At 67.1% G+C, this 24,808-nt stretch carries 25 protein-coding genes; 15 read left to right on the forward strand and 10 right to left on the reverse strand.

Annotated elements, in window-relative coordinates; genetic code table 11:
• Positions 1-5: 5 nt before the first annotated feature.
• Both AB5S05_RS02365 and AB5S05_RS02370 read right to left on the reverse strand, forming a co-directional pair.
• Complete coding sequence (locus tag AB5S05_RS02365; protein ID WP_369285811.1) at positions 6-320, reverse strand: cell division protein ZapA; 315 nt, start codon at positions 318-320, stop codon at positions 6-8.
• Entirely contained in the window at positions 317-526 is a 210-nt protein-coding gene (locus AB5S05_RS02370; RefSeq protein ID WP_369285812.1) for a TIGR02449 family protein, read from the reverse strand. Before AB5S05_RS02370 ends, AB5S05_RS02365 begins: the two co-directional genes overlap by 4 nt.
• A 146-nt stretch (positions 527-672) precedes the next feature.
• On the opposite strand from AB5S05_RS02370, the gene AB5S05_RS02375 reads away from it, so the two are divergent.
• The 9 genes from AB5S05_RS02375 to gcvH all read left to right on the forward strand — a co-directional run bounded on the left by AB5S05_RS02375 (position 673) and on the right by gcvH (position 10,233).
• The gene (locus tag AB5S05_RS02375; protein ID WP_369285813.1) at positions 673-1,227 is read left to right on the forward strand and encodes a YecA/YgfB family protein; all 555 of its coding nucleotides are present in this window, start codon (positions 673-675) and stop codon (positions 1,225-1,227) included.
• 35 nt (positions 1,228-1,262) lie between these two features.
• Positions 1,263-2,597: a Xaa-Pro aminopeptidase gene (gene pepP / locus AB5S05_RS02380; protein WP_369285814.1), complete on the forward strand. Its 1,335-nt coding sequence runs from the start codon at positions 1,263-1,265 to the stop codon at positions 2,595-2,597.
• A 4-nt stretch (positions 2,598-2,601) separates the two neighbouring features.
• Positions 2,602-3,789: a 2-octaprenyl-6-methoxyphenyl hydroxylase gene (gene ubiH, locus AB5S05_RS02385; protein ID WP_369285815.1), complete on the forward strand. Its 1,188-nt coding sequence runs from the start codon at positions 2,602-2,604 to the stop codon at positions 3,787-3,789.
• 2 nt (positions 3,790-3,791) lie between these two features.
• On the forward strand, positions 3,792-4,274 hold the full coding sequence (locus AB5S05_RS02390) for a DUF4442 domain-containing protein (RefSeq protein ID WP_369285816.1): 483 nt from the start codon (positions 3,792-3,794) through the stop codon (positions 4,272-4,274).
• A gap of 9 nt (positions 4,275-4,283) precedes the next feature.
• Positions 4,284-5,501 (forward strand): 2-octaprenyl-3-methyl-6-methoxy-1,4-benzoquinol hydroxylase, encoded by a 1,218-nt coding sequence (locus AB5S05_RS02395; protein ID WP_369285817.1) that lies wholly within the window; start codon positions 4,284-4,286, stop codon positions 5,499-5,501.
• Positions 5,502-5,644: 143 nt separating this feature from the next.
• Entirely contained in the window at positions 5,645-6,646 is a 1,002-nt protein-coding gene (locus AB5S05_RS02400; protein ID WP_369285819.1) for an extracellular solute-binding protein, read from the forward strand.
• 153 nt (positions 6,647-6,799) lie between these two features.
• Complete coding sequence (locus AB5S05_RS02405) at positions 6,800-8,416, forward strand: ABC transporter permease (RefSeq protein WP_369285820.1); 1,617 nt, start codon at positions 6,800-6,802, stop codon at positions 8,414-8,416.
• Between the two features lie 214 nt (positions 8,417-8,630).
• Positions 8,631-9,728, forward strand: a complete 1,098-nt coding sequence (gene gcvT / locus AB5S05_RS02410; protein ID WP_369285821.1) for a glycine cleavage system aminomethyltransferase GcvT — start codon at positions 8,631-8,633, stop codon at positions 9,726-9,728.
• A 115-nt stretch (positions 9,729-9,843) separates the two neighbouring features.
• Complete coding sequence (gcvH, locus tag AB5S05_RS02415) at positions 9,844-10,233, forward strand: glycine cleavage system protein GcvH (RefSeq protein ID WP_369285822.1); 390 nt, start codon at positions 9,844-9,846, stop codon at positions 10,231-10,233.
• Positions 10,234-10,372: 139 nt separating this feature from the next.
• Here the strand turns inward: gcvH and AB5S05_RS02420 are convergent, their stop codons facing one another.
• The 4 genes from AB5S05_RS02420 to AB5S05_RS02435 form a co-directional block, all read right to left on the reverse strand.
• Positions 10,373-11,005 carry a GNAT family N-acetyltransferase gene (locus AB5S05_RS02420; protein WP_369285823.1) on the reverse strand — a complete coding sequence of 211 codons (633 nt, stop codon included), beginning with the start codon at positions 11,003-11,005 and terminating at the stop codon, positions 10,373-10,375.
• Complete coding sequence (locus AB5S05_RS02425) at positions 11,002-11,451, reverse strand: NfeD family protein (protein ID WP_369285824.1); 450 nt, start codon at positions 11,449-11,451, stop codon at positions 11,002-11,004. The genes AB5S05_RS02420 and AB5S05_RS02425 overlap by 4 nt, the downstream gene beginning before the upstream one ends.
• 3 nt (positions 11,452-11,454) lie before the next feature.
• Positions 11,455-12,378 (reverse strand): SPFH domain-containing protein, encoded by a 924-nt coding sequence (locus tag AB5S05_RS02430; RefSeq protein ID WP_369285825.1) that lies wholly within the window; start codon positions 12,376-12,378, stop codon positions 11,455-11,457.
• A 90-nt stretch (positions 12,379-12,468) separates the two neighbouring features.
• Entirely contained in the window at positions 12,469-14,055 is a 1,587-nt protein-coding gene (locus AB5S05_RS02435) for a L,D-transpeptidase family protein (RefSeq protein ID WP_369285826.1), read from the reverse strand.
• Positions 14,056-14,186: 131 nt separating this feature from the next.
• On the opposite strand from AB5S05_RS02435, the gene AB5S05_RS02440 reads away from it, so the two are divergent.
• The gene (locus AB5S05_RS02440) at positions 14,187-14,891 is read left to right on the forward strand and encodes a murein L,D-transpeptidase catalytic domain family protein (RefSeq protein WP_369285827.1); all 705 of its coding nucleotides are present in this window, start codon (positions 14,187-14,189) and stop codon (positions 14,889-14,891) included.
• Positions 14,892-14,897: 6 nt separating this feature from the next.
• On the opposite strand, the gene tfpB is transcribed toward AB5S05_RS02440, so the two are convergent.
• Complete coding sequence (tfpB, locus tag AB5S05_RS02445) at positions 14,898-16,682, reverse strand: type IV pilus assembly ATPase TfpB (protein WP_369285828.1); 1,785 nt, start codon at positions 16,680-16,682, stop codon at positions 14,898-14,900.
• A gap of 138 nt (positions 16,683-16,820) precedes the next feature.
• A complete protein-coding gene (locus tag AB5S05_RS02450; protein WP_369285829.1) occupies positions 16,821-17,168 on the reverse strand; it encodes an ACT-like domain-containing protein in 348 nt (115 codons plus the stop codon).
• 125 nt (positions 17,169-17,293) lie between these two features.
• On the opposite strand from AB5S05_RS02450, the gene AB5S05_RS02455 reads away from it, so the two are divergent.
• Positions 17,294-17,761, forward strand: a complete 468-nt coding sequence (locus tag AB5S05_RS02455; RefSeq protein WP_369285830.1) for an Lrp/AsnC family transcriptional regulator — start codon at positions 17,294-17,296, stop codon at positions 17,759-17,761.
• Between the two features lie 45 nt (positions 17,762-17,806).
• Here AB5S05_RS02455 and AB5S05_RS02460 read toward each other — a convergent pair whose 3' ends face one another.
• Complete coding sequence (locus AB5S05_RS02460; protein WP_369285831.1) at positions 17,807-19,171, reverse strand: CYTH domain-containing protein; 1,365 nt, start codon at positions 19,169-19,171, stop codon at positions 17,807-17,809.
• A 112-nt stretch (positions 19,172-19,283) separates the two neighbouring features.
• Here AB5S05_RS02460 and AB5S05_RS02465 point away from each other — a divergent pair, with 112 nt between their 5' ends.
• From AB5S05_RS02465 to argA, 4 genes are all read left to right on the forward strand, one after another.
• Entirely contained in the window at positions 19,284-19,961 is a 678-nt protein-coding gene (locus tag AB5S05_RS02465) for a TIGR00153 family protein (protein ID WP_369285832.1), read from the forward strand.
• 38 nt (positions 19,962-19,999) lie between these two features.
• On the forward strand, positions 20,000-21,268 hold the full coding sequence (locus tag AB5S05_RS02470; RefSeq protein ID WP_369285833.1) for an inorganic phosphate transporter: 1,269 nt from the start codon (positions 20,000-20,002) through the stop codon (positions 21,266-21,268).
• 69 nt (positions 21,269-21,337) lie between these two features.
• Positions 21,338-22,489 carry an acetylornithine deacetylase gene (argE, locus tag AB5S05_RS02475; protein ID WP_369285834.1) on the forward strand — a complete coding sequence of 384 codons (1,152 nt, stop codon included), beginning with the start codon at positions 21,338-21,340 and terminating at the stop codon, positions 22,487-22,489.
• Positions 22,490-22,637: 148 nt separating this feature from the next.
• A complete protein-coding gene (gene argA, locus AB5S05_RS02480) occupies positions 22,638-23,936 on the forward strand; it encodes an amino-acid N-acetyltransferase (protein WP_369285835.1) in 1,299 nt (432 codons plus the stop codon).
• Positions 23,937-24,050: 114 nt separating this feature from the next.
• Here the strand turns inward: argA and AB5S05_RS02485 are convergent, their stop codons facing one another.
• Positions 24,051-24,578, reverse strand: coding sequence for a hypothetical protein (locus tag AB5S05_RS02485; RefSeq protein ID WP_369285836.1), 528 nt, complete (start codon positions 24,576-24,578; stop codon positions 24,051-24,053).
• Between the last annotated feature and the right edge of the window lie 230 nt (positions 24,579-24,808).

The following is a 24,808-nucleotide window of genomic DNA, read 5'->3' on the forward strand; positions in this document are numbered from 1 at the left end:
TGCAATCAGCCACCTTGGCCGTCGCCGTCACTGGCCAAAGCGGAATCGACCCGCTCGAGCAGGTGGCGCACCTGGTCGCGGGTCGAGTTCGAGTGCTGTTCCAGGTGTTGCTGCTTGTGCAACAGCTCGTGGGAAATATTCAGGGCGGCCATCACGGCGATGCGGTCGGCGCCGATGACCTTGCCGCTCGAGCGGATCTCGCGCATTTTGCCGTCCAGGTAGCGGGCGGCGCTTTCCAGGTTGCTGCGCTCCTCCGCTGGGCAGGCGATGCAATAGTCTTTGTCGAGGATATGCACGGTGACGGTATTCGACTGGGTCATGTGTCCTGCTCCAGGGCTTTGAGGCGCGAAATCATCGATTCGACCTTGTGCCGGGCCATTTCGTTCTTTTCGATCAGATGGGCGCGTTCCTCGCGCCAGGCCTTTTCATTCGCCAGGAGAAGTCGGTTGTGGGCCTTAAGCTGCTCGACACGCTGGATCAGCAGGTCCAGCTTGGTCGTAAGGGCGTGCAGGTCGGCGTCTTCCATGGGCTCTCGCTAAGGCAAGGATTGACCGGACTATATAGGCGCGTCCGCGCGCGGGGTCAAACCCGCCGATGGTCTTGCCGCGCCTGCCGGTGCTAGGATACGAGGCCTTCATTCTAGTGATTGCGCCGCCTGGCGCCTAGTTATCTATGCCGACTTCCAGTTCCGCCTATGCCGCCTTCGCCGCGTTGCTTGCCAGCAGCGCCAATCCCGTTTCGCCCGCCGAGTTGCATGGCCTGTTGCTGGGGCGCAGCTGCGCCGGCGCCGGCTTCGATGCCGACGCCTGGCTGGTGGATGCCGCCGAGCTGCTCGGCGAGGCCCCGCAGGAAAGTATCCGCCAGGCCCTGATCGGCCTGCAGGAGATGGTCAAGACCGAATTGACCGGTGATGACGTCGCCGTGGTGCTGCTGCTGCCGCCCGACGAGGCGCCGCTGCAGGAGCGGGCCGCCGCCCTGGGTCAGTGGTGCCAGGGCTTTCTCGGCGGTTTCGGCCTGACGGCTGGCGACAAGGCGCTGAGCGCCGAGGCCATGGAGGTGCTGCAGGACCTGTCGGCCATCGCCCAGGTGCAGAATGCCCTGGAAGAGTCGGAAGACGGCGAGAACGACTACATGGAGGTGATGGAGTACCTGCGCGTCGCCCCGCTGCTGCTGTTCAGCGAGTGCGCCAAGCCCGCGCCAGTGGCGGCCAAGCCCTCGCTGCACTGATTGCCTTCGCCTCAACCAATGGACCCTGCCTGCCCATGATCAGCATCCCCAAGTCGGAATATGCCCGTCGGCGCAAGGCGCTGATGGCGCAGATGGAGCCCAACAGCATCGCCATCCTGCCGGCCGCGCCGGTGTACATCCGCAACCGCGACGTCGAGCACGTCTACCGCCAGGACAGCGACTTCCAGTACCTCTCCGGCTTTCCCGAGCCGGAGGCGGTGATCGCCCTGATTCCCGGGCGCGAGCACGGCGAGTACGTGTTGTTCTGCCGCGAGCGCGACCCGGAGCGCGAGCTCTGGGACGGCCTGCGCGCCGGTCAGGACGGGGCCATCGCCCAGTATGGCGCCGACGATGCCTTTCCCATCGGCGATATCGACGACATCCTCCCCGGCCTGATCGAGGGGCGCGAGCGGGTCTATTACGCCATGGGCACCAACCAGGAGTTCGACCGCCACCTGATGGAGTGGATCAACCAGATTCGCTCCAAGGCGCGCCAGGGCGCCTCGCCGCCCAACGAGTTCGTCGCCCTCGATCACCTGCTGCACGATATGCGTCTGTACAAGTCGGCCAACGAGATCAAGGTGATGCAGGAGGCCGCGGACATTTCCGCCCGTGCCCACATCCGTGCCATGCAAGCCAGTCGCCCAGGGCTGCACGAGTTCCATCTGGAAGCCGAACTGGATTACGAATTCCGCAAGGGCGGGGCGAAGATGCCGGCCTACGGCTCGATCGTCGCCGCCGGCAGGAACGCCTGCATCCTGCACTACCGCGAGAACGACGCGCCGCTCAGGGATGGCGACCTGGTGCTGATCGACGCCGGCTGCGAGATCGACTGCTACGCCAGCGACATCACCCGCTGCTTCCCGGTCAATGGGCGCTTCTCGCCGGAGCAGAAGGCCATCTACGAGCTGGTCCTGGCCGCCAACGAGGAGGCCTTCAAGCACATCGCCCCCGGCAAGCACTGGAACGAGGCCCATGAGGCGACGGTGCGGGTGATCACCGCCGGCCTGGTCGAGCTGGGCCTGCTCGAGGGTGAGGTCGACGCGCTGATCGCGGCCGAGGCCTACAAGCCGTTCTACATGCACCGCGCCGGGCACTGGCTGGGCATGGACGTGCACGATGTCGGCGATTACAAGGTCGGCGGCGAGTGGCGGGTGTTGGAAGTCGGCATGACCATGACCGTCGAGCCGGGGATCTATATCGCCGTCGACAACGACAAGGTGGCGAAGAAATGGCGCGGCATCGGCGTGCGCATCGAGGACGACGTGGTGGTGACCAAGCAGGGTTGCGAGGTACTGACCACCGGCGTGCCGAAGACCGTGGCCGAGATCGAGGCGCTGATGGCGGCCGCGCGCAGCGAGGTCGCCTGAGGCCATGCAGCGGGTCAATCTCGCGATCGTCGGCGGTGGCCTGGTCGGCGCCAGTCTGGCCCTGGCCCTGCAGGACGCGGCCAAGGCGCGCGGCTGGCAGATCTGCCTGATCGAGCCCTTCGCCCCCGGCGACGCCTACCAGCCCAGTTACGATGCGCGTTCCACCGCGCTGTCCTATGGCACCCGGCTGATCTACGAGCGCCTGGGCCTCTGGTCGGCGATTGCCGAGCGGGCCGAGCCGATTCGGCAGATCCATGTCTCCGACCGCGGCCGCTTCGCCGCCGCGCGCCTGCAGGCCGAGGAGGAGGGCGTGCCGGCGCTTGGCTACGTGGTGGAGAACGCCTGGATCGGCCATTGCCTGTGGCAGGCGCTGGACGCCGAGGTGATCAGCTGGCGCTGTCCGGCCGAGGTGACCCGCCTCGACGCCCTGGGCGATGGCTATCGCCTGACCCTCAACGATGAGGCCCAGCTCGACTGCGACCTGGCCATTCTCGCCGACGGCGGCCGCTCCGGGCTGCGCGAGCAACTCGGCATCGCGGTCAGTCGCCAGCCCTATGAGCAAAGTGCCCTGATCGCCAATATCAGCCCCCAGCAGGCCCATGGCGGCCAGGCCTTCGAGCGCTTCACCGACGCGGGCCCCATGGCCCTGCTGCCGCTGTCCGACAACCGCTGCGCGCTGGTCTGGACCCGTCCCTCGGCGGATGCCGAGCGCCTCTTGCGTGTCGACGACCGGGCATTTCTCGCCGAACTGCAGCAGGCCTTCGGCTACCGCCTCGGTGCACTGCGCCAGGTCGGCGCGCGGCACCTCTACCCGCTGGCGCTGGTCGAAGCCCGCGAGCAGGTGCGCCCGCACCTGGTGGTGCTCGGCAATGCCGCCCACAGCCTGCACCCGATCGCCGGGCAGGGTTACAACCTGTCGTTGCGCGATACCCTGGCGCTGACCGAGGCGCTGCTCGGCAGCAGCGCGCCGCTTGGCGAATTCGCCACCCTGCAGGCCTATCTGCGCCGTCAGCGCAGCGACCAGCAGCTGACCGTGGGCTTCTCCGATCGGCTCACCCGCCTGTTCGGCAGCGGCGAGCCGGTACTCGCGGCCGGGCGCAACCTCGGCTTGCTCGGCCTCGATCTGCTGCCGCCGGCCAAGCACTGGTTCGCGCGCCAGGCCATGGGCCTGGGCACCCGTGTGGAGCGCTAGGCATGGACGCCGGACGCAGGGCGCGCAAGGCGCGGTTGCTGCGCTGGGCGCTGAACCTGTATCCGCCCTATCTCGGCGCCGGGGTGCGGGTGCGTCAGATCAGCGCAGACTTCCGTCGGGTGCGGGTGAAGATGGGCCTGGGCTGGTATAACCGCAACTACGTCGGCACCCAGTTCGGCGGCAGTCTCTACTCGATGACCGACCCCTTCTTCATGCTGATGCTGATGGAGAACCTCGGCGGCGATTATGTCGTCTGGGACAAGGCCGCGCACATCGATTTCATTGCCCCAGGCAGAGGGCCGGTGTACGCCGACTTCGGTCTCGAGGCCAGCCTGCTCGAGCAGATCCGTGCCCGCACCGCCGGTGGTGACAAGTACCTGCCCGAGCTGCAGGTCGAGGTGCGCGACGGCGCCGGCGCCCTGGTGGCGAGGGTGCACAAGACTCTCTACGTGCGGCTCAAACCCCGCCTGCGACAGGCCGCTTAAGGAATGGACATGCGTGCAGATTTGATCATCGTCGGCGCCGGTATGGTCGGCAGCAGCCTAGCCCTGGCCCTGCAGGAGACCGGCCTGGAGATACTGCTGGTCGATGGCGGGCCGCTCAGCGTCTCGCCGTTCGCCGCCGCCGCACCCTTCGAGCCGCGGGTCAGTGCCTTGTCGATCGCCAGCCAGCGGGTACTCGAGCGCCTCGGTGCCTGGGCCGGCATCCTCGCCCGGCGCAGCAGCCCCTATGCACAGATGCGGGTGTGGGATGGCTCCGGCACCGGGCAGATCCATTTCAGCGCCAGCAGCGTGCATGCCGACACCCTCGGCCACATCATCGAGAACCGGGTGGTGCAGGATGCCCTGCTCGAGCGCCTGCACGACAGCAGCATCGGCCTGCTGGCCGGCGCTCGGGTGGAGCAGCTGCGCCGCTCGGGCGACGACTGGCTGCTGACCCTGGCTGATGGCCGGCAGTTGCGCAGTCCCCTGCTGATCGCCGCCGACGGCGCCAACTCGGCGGTGCGCCGGCTGGCCGGTTGCGCGACCCGCGAGTGGGATTACCTGCATCACGCCATCGTCACCAGCGTGCGCTGCGAACAACCGCACCAGGCCACCGCCTGGCAGCGCTTCACCGATGACGGCCCGCTGGCCATGCTGCCTCTGGTCGGCCCGGCCGGTGAGCACTGGTGCTCGATCGTCTGGTCCACCGTGCCGGACGAAGCCGAACGCTTGATGGCGCTGGATGACGCGGCGTTCTGCCGCGAGCTGGGCAAGGCCTTCGAGCATCGCCTGGGCCAGGTGCTGCACGCCGATCGCCGGCTGTGCATCCCGCTGCGCCAGCGCCACGCCAAGCGCTACGTCGAAGATGGCCTGGTGCTGGTCGGCGATGCCGCCCACAGCATCCATCCGCTGGCCGGCCAGGGGGTCAACCTGGGCTTTCTCGATGTCGCGGTGCTCGCCGAGGTGCTGCAGCACGCCCTGGCGCGCGGTGAGCGCCTGGCCGATGTACGGGTGCTGAGTCGCTACGAGCGCCGCCGGATGCCGCACAACCTGGCGATGATGGCGGCCATGGAGGGTTTCGAGCGGCTGTTCCAGGCCGATCCGCTGCCCCTGCGCTGGCTGCGCAATGCCGGGCTCAACTGGGTCGACGAGCTGCCCGATGCCAAGGCGCTGTTCGTGCGCCAGGCGCTCGGCCTGTCGGGCGACCTGCCGGCGCTGGCCCGCGCCTGAGGGGCGTTGCTCGTCGAGTGGCGGATGCCGGTATTGATCTGGATCAGCAGGGCGGCGCTGGGCGGGAAGTGGTGGTTGAGAAACTAAATGCTATTCACTACTATTTGGCTCAGTGACTCACCTACGACCAAGAGGCAGTACCCATGCAGGTTAGCAAGCGTTTGTTCGCCGCCCTCACCCTTACCGCGTTGGCGGGAGCCGTACAGGCCGCCGACGAAGTGGTGGTCTACTCCTCGCGCATCGACGAGCTGATCAAGCCGGTGTTCGATGCCTATACCGCCAAGACGGGCGTCGAGGTGAAGTTCATCACCGACAAGGAGGCGCCGCTGCTGGCCCGCCTGCGGGCCGAAGGCGAGAACACCCCGGCCGACATGCTGATCACCGTGGACGCCGGCAACCTCTGGCAGGCCGAGCAGCAGGGCGTGCTCAAGCCGCTGCAGTCCGAGGTCATCGAGCGCAACATTCCCGCCCAGTATCGCTCCAGTACCGGCAGCTGGACCGGCCTGTCGCTGCGCGCGCGGACCATCGTCTACTCCACCGAGCGGGTCCAGCCGGATGAACTGAGCACCTACGAGGCCCTGGCCGACAAGAACTGGGAAGGCCGCCTGTGCCTGCGTACCAGCAAGAAGGTCTACAACCAGTCGCTGACCGCCACCCTGATCGAGACCCATGGCGCGGCCAAGACCGAGGAAATCGTCAAGGGCTGGGTGAACAACCTGGCCACCGACGTGTTCGCCGATGACACGGCGCTGATTCAGGCCGTCGACGCCGGCCTGTGCGATGTCGGCATCGTCAATACCTACTACTTCGGCCGCCTGCACAAGCAGAATCCGGAGCTCAAGGCCAAGCTGTTCTGGCCCAACCAGGCCGATCGCGGCGTTCACGTCAACCTGTCCGGCGCCGGCGTGACCCGCTATGCCCCGCACCCCGAGGCCGCGCAGAAGCTGCTGGAGTGGATGACCAGCGAACAGGCCCAGGGCCTGTTCGCCGGCCTCAATCAGGAATTCCCGGCCAACCCGCAGGTCGCACCCTCGGCGGAAGTCGCCGCCTGGGGCAGCTTCAAGGCCGACAGCATTCCCCTGGAAGTGGCCGGCAGGCGCCAGGCCGAGGCGACCATGCTGATGGACCGCGCCGGCTGGAACTGATGGCGGCCGGCTAGGGCGGATGTCACTACTGACATCCGCCGCCGAGTTGCGCTGGAAAACGCTTCGCGGTTGTCCACCCTTTGGCCGGCTGGCTTTATACTCCCGACGCCCCGCCTCTGCGGGGCGTTGCGTTTTCGTCTGCTAGGAGTCTGCGTGGCCCATCCTGCCCAGCGTCGCTGGTACCCCATCGCCTTCGCCATTGCCCTGCTGGTGGTGCTGCCGCTGAGCGTGCTGCTGTTGAGCTGGCACGAGGTGGATCGGCAGATCTGGGCACACCTGTGGCAAACCCAGTTGCCGCGCCTGGTCGGCAATACCCTGGTGCTGGTGCTCGGGGTCGGCGTCGGGGTGACCCTGCTCGGGGTCAGCCTGGCCTGGCTCACCAGCCTCTGCGAGTTTCCCGGGCGGCGCTGGCTGGACTGGGCGCTGATGCTGCCGTTCGCCATTCCCGCCTATGTCCTGGCCTTCGTCTTCGTCGGTCTGCTGGACTTCGCCGGGCCGCTGCAGAGCCTTCTGCGCGAATGGTTCGGCGCCGGCCTGCGCTTGCCGTCGGTGCGCTCCACCGGCGGGGTGATCATCGTCCTGGTGCTGGTGTTCTACCCCTATGTCTATCTGCTCGCGCGCAATGCCTTCCTGGCCCAGGGCAAGGGCCTGATGGAGGCCGCGCGGGTCCTCGGGCAGAGCCCCTGGCAGGCGTTCTGGCGAGTGGCCCTGCCGATGGCGCGACCGGCCATCGGTGCCGGTCTGGCCCTGGCGGTGATGGAGACCCTGGCCGATTTCGGTGCGGTGTCGGTGTTCAACTACGACACCTTCACCACCGCCATCTACAAGACCTGGTACAGCTTCTACAGCCTGACCAGCGCGACCCAGCTGGCCAGCCTGCTGCTGCTCGGGGTGATGCTCGCCCTGTATGGCGAGCGCCGCGCCCGCGGTGCGGTGCGACCGGTTCATGAACGCCCACGGGGCAAGGCGCTGTATCAGCTGCGCGGCGGCCGGGCCCTGGCCGCCAGCGCCTGGTGCGCGCTGGTGTTCGTCTGCGCCTTCGTCATCCCGCTGCTGCAGTTGCTCGTCTGGTTCTGGCAGCGCGGGCGCTTCGATCTGGACGAGCGCTACAGCGCGCTGATCCTGCACACCCTCTACCTGGGTGGCATGGCCGCGCTGATCACCGTCAGCATGGCCCTGCTGCTGGCGTTCTGCCGGCGCCTGGCGCCGACCCGGCCGATGCGCAGCGCCGTCGGCCTGGCCAACCTCGGTTATGCCCTGCCCGGCTCGGTATTGGCGGTGGCGATCATGCTCGCCTTCAGCTACCTGGACCGCCATCTGGTGATCCCGCTGTCGCAGTGGTTCGGTGGTGCCGGCAGGCCGCTGCTGCTGGGCAGCCTGGCGGCGCTGCTGCTGGCCTACCTGGTGCGTTTCATGGCGGTGGCCTACGGTCCGCTGGAGAACAGCCTGGCGCGTATCCGGCCGTCGCTGCCGGAGGCCGCGCGCAGCCTCGGCGTCGGCGGCACCGGCCTGTTCTTCAGGGTCTATCTGCCGCTGCTGGTGCCCGGGGCGCTGTCGGCGGCGCTGCTGGTGTTCGTCGATGTGCTCAAGGAGATGCCGGCGACCCTGCTGATGCGGCCCTTCGGCTGGGACACCCTGGCGGTGCGGGTGTTCGAGATGACCAGCGAGGGCGAGTGGGCCCGCGCCGCCTTGCCCGCCCTGACCCTGGTGCTGGTCGGCCTGCTGCCGGTCATTCTGCTGATCCGCCGCTCGGCTCGGCGGATCGGCTAGCGAAGGTGTCGGCGCCTATCCCCACGAAAAATGGGTGAATACGCCTTACGGCCAAGATGACCGCCCCGGGTCTTGCCGCTACAATGCGCGCCATTCGCTGCGGGCCGTCATTCGGACCGGGTGCGTGAAGTGCCATGCCAGTGCCCGGATTCAGCGGGCCCCGGCGGTTTTCGCGACCTGCCCGCGGCCCTGCCAAGCCCGGAAGGAGACACCCATGGGACAGCGCACCCCTCTCTATGACCTGCACCTCGCCTTGGGTGCCAAGATGGTCGACTTCGGCGGCTGGGACATGCCGCTGCACTACGGCTCGCAAGTCGAGGAGCATCACCAGGTGCGCCGCGATTGCGGGGTCTTCGATGTCTCCCACATGTGTGTGGTGGATGTCACCGGCGGCCAGGCCAAGGCCTACCTGCAGCACCTGCTGGCCAATGACGTCGAGCGCCTGCAGATGCCCGGCAAGGCCCTCTACAGTGGCATGCTCAACGACCAGGGCGGGGTGATCGACGACCTGATCGTCTACCTCTGCGACTCTGCTGCCCAGGAGCCGGGCTACCGCCTGGTGGTCAACGCCGCCACCCGCGCCAAGGACCTGGCCTGGATGGACCAGCAGCGCGGTGAGTTCGCCGTCGAGCTGCGCGAGCGCAGCGATCTGGCCCTGCTGGCCGTCCAGGGGCCGCAGGCGCGGACCAAGGTGGCCGACCTGGTGACCCAGGCGCGCGCCGCGTTGATCCATGAACTCAAGCCGTTCCAGGGCCTGGCCGAAGGCGACTGGTTCATCGCCCGCACCGGCTACACCGGCGAGGATGGCCTGGAAATCATGCTGCCGGCCGAGCAGGCGGTGGCCTTTCTCAACGACCTGGTCGGTGCCGGGATTCCGCCGATCGGCCTGGGCGCCCGCGATACCCTGCGCCTGGAAGCCGGGATGAACCTCTACGGCCAGGACATGGACGACAGCGTCTCGCCGCTGGCCGCCAACATGGCCTGGAGCGTCGCTTGGGAGCCGGACAGCCGAGGTTTCGTCGGCCGCCAGGCGCTGGAGGCCCAGCGGGCCGCCGGCGACCAGCCCAAGCTGGTCGGCCTGGTACTCGAAGAGCGCGGCGTGCTGCGCGCCCATCAGGTGGTGCGAGTCGAGGGGGTGGGCGAGGGCGAGATCACCAGCGGCAGCTTCTCGCCGACCCTGGGCAAGTCGATCGCCCTGGCCCGCGTCCCGGCCCAGGCCGGCGAGCGCGCCGAGGTCGAGATCCGCGGCAAGTGGTACCCCGTCAGGGTGGTCAAGCCAACCTTCGTCCGTCACGGCAAGGCGCTGATCTGAGTCGCGCGGCTCGTCTTCGATCGCGACCGTTGCACCGAGTTTCTTTCGCTATGGCCAAGGCCTGCTAAATTTTCCAGACGGCGCGGTCGCCGTCATGTCTTACGAGGAGCGACACATGAGCACTATCCCCGCCGATCTGCGTTACGCCGCCAGCCATGAGTGGGCCCGCCTGGAGATGGATGGCACTGTCACCGTGGGTATTTCCGACCATGCCCAGGAAGCCCTGGGCGATGTGGTCTTCGTTGACCTGCCGGCGGTCGGCCAGATACTCGCGGCCGGCCAGGAGGCCGGGGTGGTGGAGTCGGTCAAGGCCGCCTCCGACATCTACTCGCCGATCGGCGGCGAGGTGATCGCAGTCAACAACGATCTGGTCGACGCTCCCGAGAACGTCAACAGCGATCCCTACGGCAGCTGGTTCTTCAAGCTCAAGCCGAGCGACGAGAGCGAGCTGGACAAGCTGCTCGACGCCGCTGCCTACAAGGCCAGCGCCGACGCCGACGCCTGATTGGCTCTGCGTCCCGGCACTTTGCCGGGTATTGCCTGGTGAACAAGGCCTCGCTCCGTCGAGGCCTTTTTTCTGTGGCCAGCCGTAGCCCAGCGTGATGGCGGCGCTGAGCTGTTCGGTGCCGGCGTACCCTGGACAGCTACCGCGACTGAAGGCGCTCGCCTGGCCGCAGGTCGTGGCGCAGGTAGCGCTGGTGCAGGCCTTCGAGATGCAACTCGCCGTGCTGGCGCCAGCCGTGGCGCTGGTAGAAGGGCAGGTTGGCCGGGTTGCCGGTCTCCAGCGCCATGGCCGCGCAGCCCCGGCGTCGGCACTCGCTCAGCGTCTGCTGCAGCAGCGCGCCACCGACGCCCTGGCCCTGCAGGCCAGGCGCCACGGCGAGGAACTCGAGGCGCGCGCAGGCAAGCGGCTGCAGGTGCTGGTCGAAGGCCTCGAGGAGTCGATCGAGCCGCGCCAGGCACTCCTCCGTGCAGTGCTGGCGGATCGCCTGGCCGATCTGCTCCAGGCTGGCCGAGCTGGGCACTTCGCCGCCCAGGCTGAAATAGCTCAGGCCGAGCAGGCGCTGACCGTGCCAGGCGGCCAGGGTGGGCAGCCGGTTGCTGCGGTGAAAGCGTTGGTAACTGGCCAGGTAGGCCCGCCGCCGCTCGCCGAAGCGCGGGCGTTCGGCAAACAGGTACCAGCCGAGGCTGGGGTCGTCGGCGAAGGCCTGGTCGAGCAACTCGAGGGCCAGGCCATCCTGCGCCGCCGCCAGCGGCGCCAGTTGCAGCGCTTTCACGCGGCGGCTTCGACCCGCAGGATCACCCCGTCCTGGCCGATCACCTTGACCCGGCTGCCGGCCGGCAGATCCGGGCCGCTGACCAGCCACAGCGTGTCGCCGGCCTTGATCTTGCCACGACCGCCGTTGATCGCCTCATGCAGGACGAACTGGCGGCCGAGCAGCTCGCTGCCGCGCCGGTTCAGGCCGGGCTGGTCGGAGGGTTTGGCCGCGGTGCGCTGGCGCCGCCACCAGTACACCGCGGTGAGCACCGAGAGCACGCCGAACAGGACGAACTGCAGGGTCCAGGGCAGCGCTGGGAACAGGTAGGTGAGCACGCCGACGGCAGCCGCGGCGATGCCGACCCACAGCAGGTAGCCGCCGGCGCCGAACACCTCGAGGATCAGCAGCAGGGTGCCGAAGGCCAGCCAGTCCCAGAACGACAGCTGTTGCAGGTAGCTCCACATCGCTTAGCCCTTCTGCTCGGCGGCGAAGGTGGCCTTGACGATCTCGCCGATGCCGCCGACCGCGCCTATTACCTGGCTGGCCTCCAGTGGCATGAGGATCACCTTGCTGTTGTCGGCCGCGGCCAGTTGGCCGAGGGCGTCGATGTACTTCTGCGCGACGAAGTAGTTGACTGCCTGTACGTTGCCGCTGGCGATGGCCTCGGAGACCACCCGGGTCGCCTCGGCCTCGGCCGTGGCGGCGCGCTCGCGGGCCTCGGCTTCGAGGAAGGCGGCCTGGCGCTGGCCTTCGGCCTCGAGGATCTGCGCCTGTTTCTTGCCTTCGGCGGTGAGGATGGCGGCCTGACGCAGGCCTTCGGCTTCGAGGATCTGCGCGCGCTTGATGCGTTCGGCCTTCATCTGCCCGGACATGGCCGCCATCAGGTCGGCGGGCGGACTGATGTCCTTGATCTCGATGCGGGTGATCTTGATGCCCCAGGGCGCGGTGGCCTCGTCGACGGTCTTGAGCAGGCGCTCGTTGATCGCATCGCGCTGACTGAGCATGGCGTCCAGCTCCAGGGAGCCGAGCACGGTACGGATATTGGTCATCACCAGGTTGCGGATGGCATGTTCCAGGTGGTTGACCTCGTAGGCCGCCTGGGCCGCGTTGATCACCTGGAAGAAGCACACCGCGTCGATCTGCACGGTGGCGTTGTCGGAGGTGATCACCTCCTGCGGCTCGATGTCCAGCACGCTCTCCATGACGCTGAGCTTGCGGCCGATGCGGTCGACGATCGGCACGATGATGTTCAGCCCCGGCCTGAGGGTGTTGGTGTAGCGGCCGAAGCGCTCCACGGTCCACTGCGAGCCCTGCGGTACCACCTTGAAGCCCATGAAGAGCACGGCCACCGCGAGGCCGACGAAGAGAAAGATGACGCTGCCGATTTCCATTGACGCTATTCCTTGTACCGCGCTGATCGGGGGTGTTCGATTGTATGCATATAGTCGGCGCTTTGCCCGAGCGCCACGCCAGCCTGTGACTCAGTGCCCGGCCTCGCGCAACGCGAAGAGCAGTTTCCGGTCGCGCTCATACAGGTCGTTGCGCAGGACCAGTTCGCCGGTGGCAGCGACGGCGGCGGTCCAGTAGGCGATGACGATCGGCAGGCGCCGGCGGATCGGGAATTCCTGGGTCTGGCCGCTGTCCAGGCGCTGGGCAATCTCGCTGCAGTCGTCGGCCGGGAGCAGGGCCGCGAGCAGTTCGAGGATGCCCTCGATGCGCACGCAGCCGGAACTGAATGCCCGTGGCGACTTGCTGAATAATTGCTGGCTGGGCGTGTCGTGCAGGTACACCGAAAAGGGGTTGGGAAAGCGAATGGCCAGGCGCCCCAGCGGATTGTCCGGTCCGGCATCCTGCCGCAGGATGATGTTGCCGGGATTTTCCCAGTCTATGCCGGTCGGATCGAGCGGCTCGCCATGGCGGTCGAGCACGCGCATCTGGTGGCGTGCCAGGTAGTTTGGGTCGCGGCGTATTTCCGGCAGCTTGTCCTCGCGCAGGATGGTCGGCGGCACGCTCCAGGTCGGATTAAGGGTCAGGCGGTTGACCAGCGACTTGAGCTGGGGTGTCTGGCGGCTCGGCCGGCCGACCACCGCGCGGCCCTGCCAGCGCAATTGCTGCTCGACGTAGTAACTGAGCAGGCCGCCGGCAATGTCCACCAACAGGGTCTCGGCCTCGATGTCGTTGGCCAGCCAGCGCCAGCGTTCCAGGTTGACCTGCAGTTGCTCTAGGCGTTCGCGCGCGCTGGTGTTCAGCGCGCTGAGGGTCTGCGGGCCGACCAGGCCGTCGGCCTGCAGACCGTGGCGCGCCTGGAAATCCAGGACGGCGGCCAGCAGGGTCGCGTCGTAGAGGCCGGCATCGGTCGCCGGCCGCGCGGCGAGATAGCCTTCCGCCGCCAGCCGGGCGGCCAGCAAGGGAATGCGTTCATCGCGGCTGTCCGGGCGCAGCAGGTGGCCGGCCGGGATCAGCGGCCATTCGTCGATCGGGCCGCGTCGACGTTCGGCGTAGGCCTGGCGTAGCGCCTGGTATTGCAGCAGGGCCGGGCGCGCCGCGGCGAAGGCCTCCGACGGCCGATCCAGGCCATTCAGGGCCAGTTCGAGCACGCCGGGGCGGGGCCGCGGGCTGGCGCTGCCAGGCGCGCGCCAGAAAGGTTCGATCGAATCCTGCTCCAGCCGGCCATGGGCCAGGTGTTGTAGCGCCCTGAGGTAACTGTGACTGGCTTGCAGGTCGGCGCAGGCCTGTTGCTGGAGCGAGCTTGTGGCAGCGCGGCGATCGTCGAGTGGGTAGTCGGCCGGGTCGAGGCCATCGTCGGCCACTTGCAGCAGCGCCTGTTTGAGTGCCGTTCGTCGGTTTGGCTGCTGCCAGAGGGCGACGAACGCCTGGCGTGCATAGAGTTCATGGAGTAGGCCTGGAGCCGCCAGTTCGCTGGCGGCGAGGCCCGGGGCACAGGCCTCGCTGCGCTGTGCGAGCGTCTGGCGAATGGCTTCGTCCAGAGGCTCGTCGGAGGCTCCGGTCAGGAAAGAGATGAGCAGTAGACAGCCGGCAGCCAGATTGCGTGCGGTTTCTTTGTACACTGGCGCGTTCCAACCCTGGGTGTATCGGCAAGCTTAGTCGAACCAGGTCATCGCTATCAGTGTGTGCCGGACCCGCGGGCCCAGCGCGCAGCAGTCGGTCGGCGTCGGCCAACTACGGGAGCTTGCCGTACGTGAGTGGATTACTGCGTAGGCTGTGCATCAGCCTTGTCGGGCTTTGCCTGCTTTCATCACCGTTGCTGGCGGCTACCCCGGAGCCGCCAGCGCTGGAGCGCCTGGCGCGGGTCGCCCCCGGGCTCGATCGCCAGGTGCTGCGCCATGCCTTGGCCGCCATGCAGTGCGCGCTCAATCACGGTGCCGAACCGGCCAAGCGGCTGGCGGTTATCGACTATGCGCAACCTTCCACGGCGCGGCGTTTGTGGATCTTCGATCTGCAGGGGCAGCGACTGCTGCTGAATGATCTGGTCGCCCATGGACGCCGGTCCGGTGAGAACTTCGCCACGCGCTTCTCCAACGCCCTCAACAGTCACCAGTCCAGCCTGGGTCTGTTCCGCGCCGCCGAGAGCTACCGCGGCAAGCACGGCTACTCGCTGCGCCTGGACGGTCTCGAGCCGGGGGTCAACGACCGCGCTCGCGAACGGGCCATCGTCATCCACGGTGCCAGCTATGTCGACCCACGCCTGGCCAGCAGTCAGGGGCGAATCGGCCGCAGCCTCGGTTGTCCGGCCGTGCGTCCCGAAGTCGCGCGCATGGTGGTCGACCAGCTCAAGGGTGGCCAGTTCGTCTTCGCCTGGTACCCCGATCGGGACTGGCTGCAGGGATCGGCCTACCTCGATTGCCCACCGCAATCTCCTGTAGCCAGCCTCGCTCGGCGCTGAGCGCGGTCAGTTCTGTTCGCTTTGCGGGGTGACCCGCAGCACTTCCTCGATGGTGGTCAGGCCGGCGGCGACCTTTTGCGCGCCGGACAGGCGCAGGCTGCGCATGCCGTCCTTGAAGGCCTGGCGGCGCAGGGCGACCAGATCGGTGTCGGCGCTGATCAGCGGCTTGATGGCGTCGTTCAGCTGCATGATCTCGTAGACCCCGGCGCGCCCGCGGTAGCCGGTGTCGCGGCACTCCAGGCAGCCCACGGCCTTGTGCGCGGCGGTCGGCAGCGGCGCGTTCCAGGGTTTGGTCAGGCTCTGCCAGTCGCCCTCGTCCAGGCTGTGCGGCGCCTTGCAGTGCGGGCACAGGGTGCGCACCAGGCGCTGGGCCATGACCCCGAGCAGGGTGGCCTTGAGCAGGTAGTGGGGTACGCCCAGTTCGAGCAGGCGGGTGATGGCGCTGGGCGCATCGTTGGTGTGCAGGGTGGAGAGCACCAGGTGCCCGGTGAGTGCCGCCTGGATCGCCATCTCGGCGGTTTCCAGGTCGCGGATCTCGCCGACCATGATGATGTCCGGGTCCTGGCGCATCAGCGCGCGCACGCCGCTGGCGAAGGTCAGGTCGATATTGTGCTGCACCTGCATCTGGTTGAAGGCCGGTTCGATCATCTCGATCGGGTCCTCGATGGTGCAGACGTTGACCTCCTCGGTCGCCAGCTGCTTGAGCGTGGTATAGAGCGTGGTGGTCTTGCCCGAGCCGGTCGGGCCGGTGACCAGGATGATGCCGTTGGGCTGGCCGGTCATGCTGGACCAGCGGCGCAGATCGTCGGCGGAGAAGCCCAGCTGGTCGAAGCTTTTCAGCAGCACCTCGGGGTCGAAGATGCGCATCACCATCTTCTCGCCGAAGGCGGTCGGCAGGGTCGACAGGCGCAGCTCCACCTCGCCGCCGTCCGGGGTCTTGGTCTTGACCCGGCCGTCCTGGGGCTTGCGCTTCTCGGCCACGTTCATCCGCCCCAGGCTCTTCAGGCGGCTGACCACCGCCATGGTCACCTGTGGCGGGAACTGGTAGACGGTGTGCAGCACGCCGTCGATGCGAAAGCGCACGCTGCCCTGTTCGCGGCGCGGCTCGATGTGGATATCGCTGGCGCGCTGCTGGAAGGCGTACTGGAACAGCCAGTCGACGATGTTGACGATGTGCGCGTCGTTGGCGTCCGGCTCCTGGTCCTGGGCGCCGAGATTGAGCAGCTGCTCGAAGTTGCCGACCCCGCTGACCTTGCCGTCGCCGGCGCTGGCGCCGCTGACCGACTTGGCCAGGCGGTAGAACTCCAGGGTGAAGCGCTGGATATCCGCCGGGTTGGCCACCACCCGCTTGATCGGGCGCTTGAGCACGTGGGTCAGGTTGGCTTCCCAGCTGTGCACCAGCGGCTGGGCGCTGGCGATGGTCACCGCGTCCGGTGCCACCGCCACGGCGAGGATCTTGTGGCGCTGGGCGAAGGCGTAGGACATCAGCGGGGTGACGGCGGCGACGTCGATCTTCAGCGGGTCGATGCGCAGGTAGGGCTGCCCGGCGAAGTCCGCCAGCCACTGGGTCAGGGTCTCCAGGTCGAGGCTGCGGCCCGGGCGCTTGAGGTCCTCGACCTGCTGCGCGGCGAGGAATTCCAGGGGGTGCTGCTGGTTGTTCACCGCGCTGCGGCGAATCGCCAGGCACTGCTCGGCGCTGTCCTGGTCGACCCGGCCCTGGGCGACCAGCTCGCGTAGCAGGTCGCTGAGGTCGAGCAGACGGTCTGGGGCGGTTGCAGCAATAGCGGACATGCGGGCTCCTCGGTCACTCGCGGCGTACGTCAAGGGTAGCGGCAGCTGGCGTACGGTTCGAGGGCCCTAGCATGCCCGAAACTGGCGGCCGGGGCGACGCGACATGCGTGACCGATTACCCAGGCCGGCGAACACCTGTCAGTCGTTGCTGGCCAACGTGCGCCAGTCAACCTGCCAGACGCATACCAGGCCGCGCAGCTTGTCCGCCAGCACGCCGGCGCGGTGCTGTGACAGGCCGCTCAGGCGCAAGGCCAGGCGCAGCTTGCTGTCATGGTGCTCAAGGTTCAGGCGCTGCGGCACCAGGCCCAGCTGGGCGAGCAGCCCGAGCAGGCGGCAGAGCACGTCGGCTTCGGCTTCGCAGCGGATGTGGAACTCGATCGGCTGCGCCGGCAATTCCAGCCAGGGATCGGGGCGGGAGGCGGCGGCCGGCGTAGTCGTAGCGTCGGGGGTGACGTCTTGGCTGAACAAGGCAGTGGTCGTGAGCATGGCGGTCTCTCGTCTGGATGAGACCAGTTTTTCAGGTTGCCCGGCAAATAACCTGCCTGTTTTTCTGGGTATTTCCTAGGTTGACGGATAAAATTTCCTATAATCAACTGGTGTGTGGATATTTTATGCCTTTGCCTATGGACGTTTATGACCAGCGCATCCTCGCCCTGCTGCAGGAGGACGCCAGTCTGGCCACGGCCGAGATCGCCGAACGCGTCGGCCTGTCGCAATCGCCGTGCTGGCGGCGCATCCAGCGGCTCAAGGAGGAGGGGGTGATCCGTCGGCAGGTCACCCTGCTCGACCGCAAGAAGGTCGGCCTCAATACCCAGGTGTTCGCCCAGGTCAAACTCAACGCCCACGGGCGATCCAACCTCACCGAGTTCGCCGAGGCCATGCGCGAGTTCCCCGAGGTGCTGGAGTGCCATGTGTTGATGGGCGCGGTGGACTTCATGCTGCGCATCGTCACCCGCGACATCGAGGCCTACGAGCGTTTCTTCTTCGAGAAGCTGTCGCTGGTGCCGGGCATTCAGGAGGTCAACTCGATCGTCGCCCTGTCGGAGATCAAGGCCACCACCAGCCTGCCGCTGAGTTGAAGGCGCGCCGACGACGGGACCGGCACGCGATGGCCCAGGCGTGGGCTATTTAACCAGCGTCTTCCAGGCCTTCAGACTCTGCAGGGCCTGCGCCTGGGCGGCGCGCAGCTCGCGCTGCTCGGCGTCCAGCGGCTGTTGGGCGAGGGCTTCCAGCTTGCACAGCTCGCCATACAGGCGGTCGGTCTCGGCCACTGCCAGCACCTGGCGGGCCAGGCGCAGCCAGACCAGCAGGCGCTCGATCCGTGGCAACTGTTCGGCCAGATCCTCCGGTTGCTGCTGGTAGCGCTTGAGCTGCAGGGCGGCGCCTTCCTCGGCGATCAGGGTGGCCAGCCAGTTGCCCAGCGGCGCGGCGCCCTGGCGGTTGCCGCGGTTGTTGCGGGTGGCGGTCCAGCTGCGGGCCAGCAGCCAGCGCGCCGTGTTCAGCGAGAGCTGGCCCCAGCGGGTCTGCTCCAGCTCGGCGGCGAATTGCGCGGGGGCCGCCTGGCGGGCGGCGTCATCGTCCTGACCGGCCTGCAGCCGTGGCCGCCAATCCTGCAGCAGGGCGTCGAGGGTCTGGCGCAGTTCGCTGCTGCTGGCCCGCGGGGCGGCCTGGCCGAGGCTGCCGAGCAGGGCGCGCAAGTCGATCAGCTGCTGCAGCCAGTCACCTAGCAGGCGCCAGTGGCCGTTGAAACGGTACTGCTCGGCCAGGCGCTGGCTGCTGCCCAGCAGGTGCCAGGCCAGCGCAGCGAAGGCGTCGTCCAGGCTCTGCTCGGCGCTCAGCTCGGGGGCCGGCAGGCTCAGCGAGTAGCTGCCGGCATCGAACAGGCGGTAACCGCGCTCGGCCTTGCTGATGTCGCAGGGCATCAGCGGCAGATCGGCCGCCAACTCGCTGGCCAGCTCCAGCAGGGCCGCGGGTTCGCCCTGGCGCAGTTCCAGCTCCAGCTCGCAGATCTCCTCCTCGCGGCCATCGGCAATCACCTTGCCCAGGTCCAGGGCGGCCTCGATCACCACCTTGGCCTTGCCACGGCCCCAGGCGATCTCGGCGCGCTGGCGGACGAAGTCGGTGGTGAACAGCGGCTTGATCTGCTTCTTGTCCAGCTCGGCCAGGCTGGCCGGCCAGCAGCTGTCGTCGAGCCTCTTCAGGTCCAACTTGGCCTTGGCCAGGTGCCAGTCGTATTCGTTGCGCTCGGACAGGCCGGCGACGCTCTGGCCGCGGGTCTTCAGGGTCTGGATGAACTGTTCGCCGTCGCGGCGCAGGCGCAGCGCGACCTTGGCCCGCGCCAGGTCGCGCTCGGCGGTGTCGAAATACTGGTTGTACAGCTCGCGTCGCTCCCAGCCACTCTTGTTGCGCTTCTTCATCAGCGGGTGTTCGCGCAGGGCTTCGAGGGTGTCGCGGCTGACCCGCAGTTTGATTTCGGTTTCTTTGACCATGGTGGTGTGTTTCAGCGCCTACTATGAGTTTGTGACGATCCGATGACGCATGCTGGCGGGTGCAGGGAGCGATCCGTATACTTGCCGCCTTTCCAAAACCGGGGTTCACCCTATGCCAACCAATCCCTTTGTCAGCCTGTTCGGCCGCTCGCCCATTGGCCCGATGCAACAGCACATCGCCAAGGCCCACGAGTGCGCAGCGAACCTGGTGCCGTTTTTCGAGGCCGTGATGGCCGAGGACTGGGCCAAGGTGGAACAGGTGCAAAAAGAAATGGCGCGCCTGGAGCACGAAGCCGACAAGCTCAAGAAGAGCGTGCGTCTGCATCTGCCCAAGAGCCTGTTTCTGCCGGTGCCGCGCTCGGATCTGCTTGAGCTGCTGAGTGTACAGGACAAAGTCGCCAATCGCGCCAAGGACATCGCCGGCCTGATGCTCGGCCGCGAGATGGCGATTCCGCAGGGATTGCAGCCACTGATGCGCACCTACGTGCAGCGCACCGTGGATGCCAGCGCCCAGGCGCTGAAGGCGATGAACGAATTGGACGAGCTGCTGGAGACCGGTTTCGGCGGTCGCGAAGCCAAGCTGGTGGAAACCCTGGTCGAAGAGCTGGGCGCCATCGAGCAGGACACCGACGGTCTGCAGATCGAGGTGCGTCGCCAGCTGTTCAAACTGGAAAAGGAACTTCCTCCGGTCGATGTGATGTTCCTCTATCAGATCATCGACTGGGTCGGCGACGTGGCCGATCGTGCCCAGCGTGTGGGTAACCGACTGGAGCAGCTGCTGGCGCGCTAAGCGCCAGTGTTCTTTCTGGGATCAACGGAATTTCTTTTATGTCTCTGATTGCGGACTACGGCCTCATCCTGCTCGTCATGGCCTGCGTTTTCGGCTTCTTCATGGCCTGGGGTGTGGGCGCCAACGACGTGGCCAACGCCATGGGCACCTCGGTGGGCTCGCGTGCGCTGACCATCAAGCAGGCGATCTTCATCGCCATGATCTTCGAGTTCTGCGGCGCCTACCTGGCCGGCGGCGAAGTCACCGAGACCATCAAGAGCGGTATTGTCGACGCTTCGATGATCAGCCCCGAGCTGATGGTGCTGGGCATGATGTCGGCGCTGCTGGCGGCTGGCACCTGGCTGCTGATCGCCTCGACCCGAGGCTGGCCGGTGTCCACCACCCACTCGATCGTCGGCGCGGTGATCGGTTTCGCCGCGGTGGGCGTGTCCATGGATGCGGTGCACTGGAGCGGTGTCGGCCCGATCGTCGCCAGCTGGGTGATCTCGCCAGTGCTGTCCGGCGCGGTCGCCTTCGGCCTGTTCGTCAGCGTGCAGAAGCTGATCATCGACACCGACCACCCCTTCCTCAATGCCAAGCGCTTCGTCCCGTTGTACATGTTCCTCACCGGTTTCATGATCACCATCGTCACCGTGACCAAGGGCCTCAAGCACGTCGGCCTGCACCTCTCCGGGGGTGAAGGGCTGCTGCTGGCCGCCGCGGTCGGCGGTCTGGTCATGCTGCTGGGCGTCGCCCTGCTCAGCCGGATCAAGATCGACGTCGAAGCCGACAAGGACTTCCACTACGCCAGCGTGGAGAAGGTTTTCGCCGTGCTGATGGTCTTCACCGCCTGTGCCATGGCCTTTGCCCACGGTTCCAACGACGTGGCCAACGCCGTCGGCCCGCTGGCGGCAATCGTCGGGGTGATCCAGTCCGGCGGCGAAGCGGTGGGCGCCAAGGCGGCCCTGCCGAGCTGGGTGCTGCTGCTTGGCGCCGTGGGTATCGTCATCGGCCTGGCCACCTATGGCTACAAGGTGATCGCCACCATCGGCAAGGAAATCACCGAGCTGACCCCGAGCCGCGGTTTCGCCGCCGAGCTGGCCACCGCCACCACCGTGGTCGGCGCCTCGGCCATCGGCTTGCCGGTGTCCACCACCCACACCCTGGTCGGTGCGGTGCTGGGCGTGGGTATCGCCCGCGGCATCGGTGCGCTCAACCTGGGCGTGATCGGCAAGATCTTCATGTCCTGGTTGATCACCCTGCCGGTCGGCGCGGCGCTGTCGATCCTGTTCTTCACCATCCTGCGCGGGATCTTCGGCGGCGTCTGATCCGTCGCGGCGGTTTCACCTGCAGCGGCGTTGCCCCTATGATGGGGGCAACGCCCGTGGAGAACGCCGATGCCCCTGCCTTCCTTCAAAGAGCAATTCGCCGCGCTGATCGCCGCGCCCTCGGTGAGCTGCACCCAGGCGCAGTGGGACCAGTCCAATCGCCCGGTGATCGAGTTGCTGTCGAGTTGGCTCGGCGACCTCGGTTTTGCCTGCGAGGTGCAGGAAGTCGAACCGGGAAAGTTCAACCTGCTGGCCAGCTACGGTAGCGGCGCGGGCGGCCTGGTCCTGGCCGGGCACAGCGACACCGTGCCCTTCGACGCCGAGCTGTGGCAGACCGATCCGCTCAAGCTGACGGAGGCTGATGGCCGCTGGTTCGGCCTCGGCAGCTGCGACATGAAGGGCTTCTTCGCCCTGGTCATCGAGGCGGTGCAGCCTCTGTTGGCCCAGCGTTTCCAACAACCCTTGCTGATTCTCGCCACCTGCGACGAGGAAAGCTCGATGTCCGGCGCCCGCGCGCTGGCCGAGTCCGGCCGTCCCTTGGGGCGTGCCGCGGTGATCGGCGAGCCCACCGGCCTGCGGCCGATACGCCTGCACAAGGGCATCATGATGGAGCGCATCGATATCCTCGGTCAGAGCGGTCATTCTTCCGACCCGAGTCTCGGCCATAGCGCGCTGGAGGCGATGCAGGACGTCATGGGCGAGTTGCGTGACCTGCGCGCGCAGTGGCAGCGCACGTTCAACAACCCGCAGTTCAGCGTGCCGCAACCGACCCTGAACCTCGGCTGCATCCATGGCGGCGACAACCCCAACCGCATCTGCGGCCAGTGCTCGCTGGAGTTCGACCTGAGGCCCTTGCCGGGCATGCAGCCGGAGGTACTGCGCGCGGCGATCCGCGAGAAGTTGCAGCCGCTGGCCGAGCGGCATCAGGTGAAGATCGATTTCGCCCCGCTGTTTCCCAGTGCACCGCCCTTCGAGCAAGCCGCCGAGAGCGAGTTGGTGCGGCTGGCCGAGCGCCTGACCGGGCATCCGGCGGCCTCGGTGGCCTTCGCCACCGAGGCGCCTTATCTGCAGCGCCTGGGTTGTCAGGCCCTGGTGCTGGGGCCCGGCGACATCGACTGTGCGCACCAGCCGAACGAGTACCTGGAGATGTCACGCATCGAGCCGAGCGTGCGTCTGTTGCGGGAACTGATCCAACATTATTGCCTGATGCCGGCCGCATGACCCTGGATGCCGCCGCCAACTTCGGGAGGAGAGAACGCGTGATGCCGTTTCAATTGCGACGATAAAGCGCATGCCGCTATCTGCTTCGCCTGGCGCCCTGCGCGCCGCCTTCATGCGTTCCGTTTACGACTCACAGGGTTCACTTTCCATGCACGACTACGTCAACTGGCTGCGTCACGCTTCCCCCTATATCAATGCCCACCGCGACTGCACCTTCGTGGTGATGCTGCCCGGCGAGGGTGTCGCCCACCCGAACTTCGGCAATATCGTCCATGACCTGGTGTTGCTGCACAGCCTCGGCGCTCGTCTGGTGCTGGTCCACGGCTCGCGGCCGCAGATCGAGATGCGCCTGGCCGCGCGCGGCCTTACTCCGCACTTTCACCGCGATCTGCGGGTCACCGACGGGCCGACCCTGGAGTGCGTAATCGATGCGGTCGGCCAGTTGCGCATCGCCATCGAGGCGCGTCTGTCGATGGACATGGCCGCCTCGCCGATGCAGGGCGCGCGCCTGCGGGTGGCCAGCGGCAACTTCGTCACCGCCCGGCCGATCGGCGTGGTCGACGGCATCGACTACCACCACACCGGCGAAGTGCGCCGAATCGACCGCAAGGGCATCGGCCGCCTGCTCGACGAGCGCAGCATCGTCTTGCTGTCGTCGCTGGGCTATTCGCCGACCGGAGAAATCTTCAACCTGTCCTGCGAGGACGTGGCCACCCGCGCCGCCATCGACCTGGGCGCCGACAAGCTGCTGCTGTTCGGCGCCGAGTCGGGCCTGCTCGACGAGCAGGGCAAGCTGGTGCGCGAACTGCGTCCGCAGCAGGTCGCGCAGCATCTGCGGCGCCTGAACGGCAGCTATCAGGCCGAACTGCTCGATGCGGCGGCCCAGGCCTGCAGCGGTGGCGTACGCCGCAGTCACATCGTCAGCTTCGCCGAGGACGGCGCCCTGCTCAGCGAGTTGTTCACCCGCACCGGCAACGGCACCCTGGTGGCGCAGGAGCAGTTCGAGTCGCTGCGCGAGGCCAGCATCGACGACGTCGGCGGCCTGATTGACCTGATCAGTCCGCTGGAGGAGCAGGGCATCCTGGTGCGCCGCTCACGCGAGGTGCTGGAGCGCGAAATCGAGCAGTTCAGCATCGTCGAGCGTGAGGGGCTGATCATCGCCTGCGCCGCGCTCTATCCGATCGCCGACTCGGACTACGGCGAACTGGCCTGCCTGGCCGTCAACCCGGCCTACCGCCATGGCGGGCGTGGCGACGAGCTGCTCGAACGCATCGAGAGTCGCGCCCGCGCCCTCGGCCTGAAGCACCTGTTCGTGCTCACCACCCGCACCGCCCACTGGTTCCGCGAGCGCGGCTTCGTCCCCAGCAGCGTCGACCGCCTGCCGGCGGCCCGCGCTTCGCTGTACAACTTCCAGCGCAATTCCAAGGTGTTCGAGAAGGCGTTGTAGGTCTCGCCGGGAGCTGAGGTTCGTGTGGCACGAGGCTGCTGCGTAGGCGGTTGGCGGCACTTCGGCGGTTGATAGTGTCGTCCGCAGGCGCAGGGCAGAGCCCCCTCGTCCTGCTCAGTCCGCGTAGCGCACATGCCGGTTCATCAGGTTGTCGCGCTGCTCGGTGTCGATGTTGGCCACCTTGGCGCTCATTTCGTCGAGTTTGGTTTCCCAGGTAGTGTCATCCATGTCGCGCCAATAGCGCGGTGGGCGCTGGGTTGTGCGGTCGTGTGCGGCGGTGACCGGGTCTTGCTCGCGGTACTGCTCGAACAGCGGGATGTCCGGCAGTGGGCGACTGGTGTCCATGTAGTTCTGCAAGAAATCCCAGCCGGCATACTGCGGCTGCAGGTTGGTGTCACGCATGACGATGGGGCTGAGGTTGATCGTCAGGTCGTGGTAACGATGCGCCAGGTACAGCTGATGCCAGATCAGGCCCTGACGGTCGGGGCCGCTGCTGATATAGGCATCGAACTCATGAAAGGGATTGACGAACTCACCGATGGTGCCGCTGCGCTGGTATTCGCCCATGTTGTCGTAATCGAACAGGGTGACCAACCCGGTGCGACGATTGAACTCCCAGAGCGGGCCCTTGGAGGGGCGCACAAACCAGTTGGGCAGCTTGTGGACGACGAGCGAGCCTATTGCCCAGCAGACAAGTGGAGGTCCCAAAAACCACGGAGCAATATCTACTAGACTACCCAGCAACTGAACGAGCCCCTTGAAACACAGGACACCGTTTCCCCCTTACCATAAGGGATAGGCAAACGACTGTGTTTATGACTACCAGCAAAAACAAAACCTTCGAAGTGCTCGGCCAGGAGCGGCGTCGCCGC

The organism is Pseudomonas zhanjiangensis (assembly GCF_041027545.1).
GTDB classification, from domain to species: Bacteria; Pseudomonadota; Gammaproteobacteria; order Pseudomonadales; family Pseudomonadaceae; genus Aquipseudomonas; species Aquipseudomonas zhanjiangensis.

Coding starts and splice junctions, on each gene's coding strand:
- gcvH (WP_369285822.1), top strand. CDS start 9,844: ATGAGCACTATCCCCGCCGATCTGCGTTACGCCGCCAGCCATGAGTGG.
- AB5S05_RS02450 (WP_369285829.1), bottom strand. CDS start 17,168: ATGCTCACGACCACTGCCTTGTTCAGCCAAGACGTCACCCCCGACGCT.
- AB5S05_RS02370 (WP_369285812.1), bottom strand. CDS start 526: ATGGAAGACGCCGACCTGCACGCCCTTACGACCAAGCTGGACCTGCTG.
- AB5S05_RS02375 (WP_369285813.1), top strand. CDS start 673: ATGCCGACTTCCAGTTCCGCCTATGCCGCCTTCGCCGCGTTGCTTGCC.
- gcvT (WP_369285821.1), top strand. CDS start 8,631: ATGGGACAGCGCACCCCTCTCTATGACCTGCACCTCGCCTTGGGTGCC.
- AB5S05_RS02470 (WP_369285833.1), top strand. CDS start 20,000: ATGTCTCTGATTGCGGACTACGGCCTCATCCTGCTCGTCATGGCCTGC.
- AB5S05_RS02400 (WP_369285819.1), top strand. CDS start 5,645: ATGCAGGTTAGCAAGCGTTTGTTCGCCGCCCTCACCCTTACCGCGTTG.
- pepP (WP_369285814.1), top strand. CDS start 1,263: ATGATCAGCATCCCCAAGTCGGAATATGCCCGTCGGCGCAAGGCGCTG.
- AB5S05_RS02455 (WP_369285830.1), top strand. CDS start 17,294: ATGCCTTTGCCTATGGACGTTTATGACCAGCGCATCCTCGCCCTGCTG.
- AB5S05_RS02460 (WP_369285831.1), bottom strand. CDS start 19,171: ATGGTCAAAGAAACCGAAATCAAACTGCGGGTCAGCCGCGACACCCTC.
- AB5S05_RS02390 (WP_369285816.1), top strand. CDS start 3,792: ATGGACGCCGGACGCAGGGCGCGCAAGGCGCGGTTGCTGCGCTGGGCG.
- AB5S05_RS02365 (WP_369285811.1), bottom strand. CDS start 320: ATGACCCAGTCGAATACCGTCACCGTGCATATCCTCGACAAAGACTAT.
- argE (WP_369285834.1), top strand. CDS start 21,338: ATGCCCCTGCCTTCCTTCAAAGAGCAATTCGCCGCGCTGATCGCCGCG.
- AB5S05_RS02395 (WP_369285817.1), top strand. CDS start 4,284: ATGCGTGCAGATTTGATCATCGTCGGCGCCGGTATGGTCGGCAGCAGC.
- AB5S05_RS02465 (WP_369285832.1), top strand. CDS start 19,284: ATGCCAACCAATCCCTTTGTCAGCCTGTTCGGCCGCTCGCCCATTGGC.
- AB5S05_RS02430 (WP_369285825.1), bottom strand. CDS start 12,378: ATGGAAATCGGCAGCGTCATCTTTCTCTTCGTCGGCCTCGCGGTGGCC.
- tfpB (WP_369285828.1), bottom strand. CDS start 16,682: ATGTCCGCTATTGCTGCAACCGCCCCAGACCGTCTGCTCGACCTCAGC.
- ubiH (WP_369285815.1), top strand. CDS start 2,602: ATGCAGCGGGTCAATCTCGCGATCGTCGGCGGTGGCCTGGTCGGCGCC.
- argA (WP_369285835.1), top strand. CDS start 22,638: ATGCACGACTACGTCAACTGGCTGCGTCACGCTTCCCCCTATATCAAT.
- AB5S05_RS02425 (WP_369285824.1), bottom strand. CDS start 11,451: ATGTGGAGCTACCTGCAACAGCTGTCGTTCTGGGACTGGCTGGCCTTC.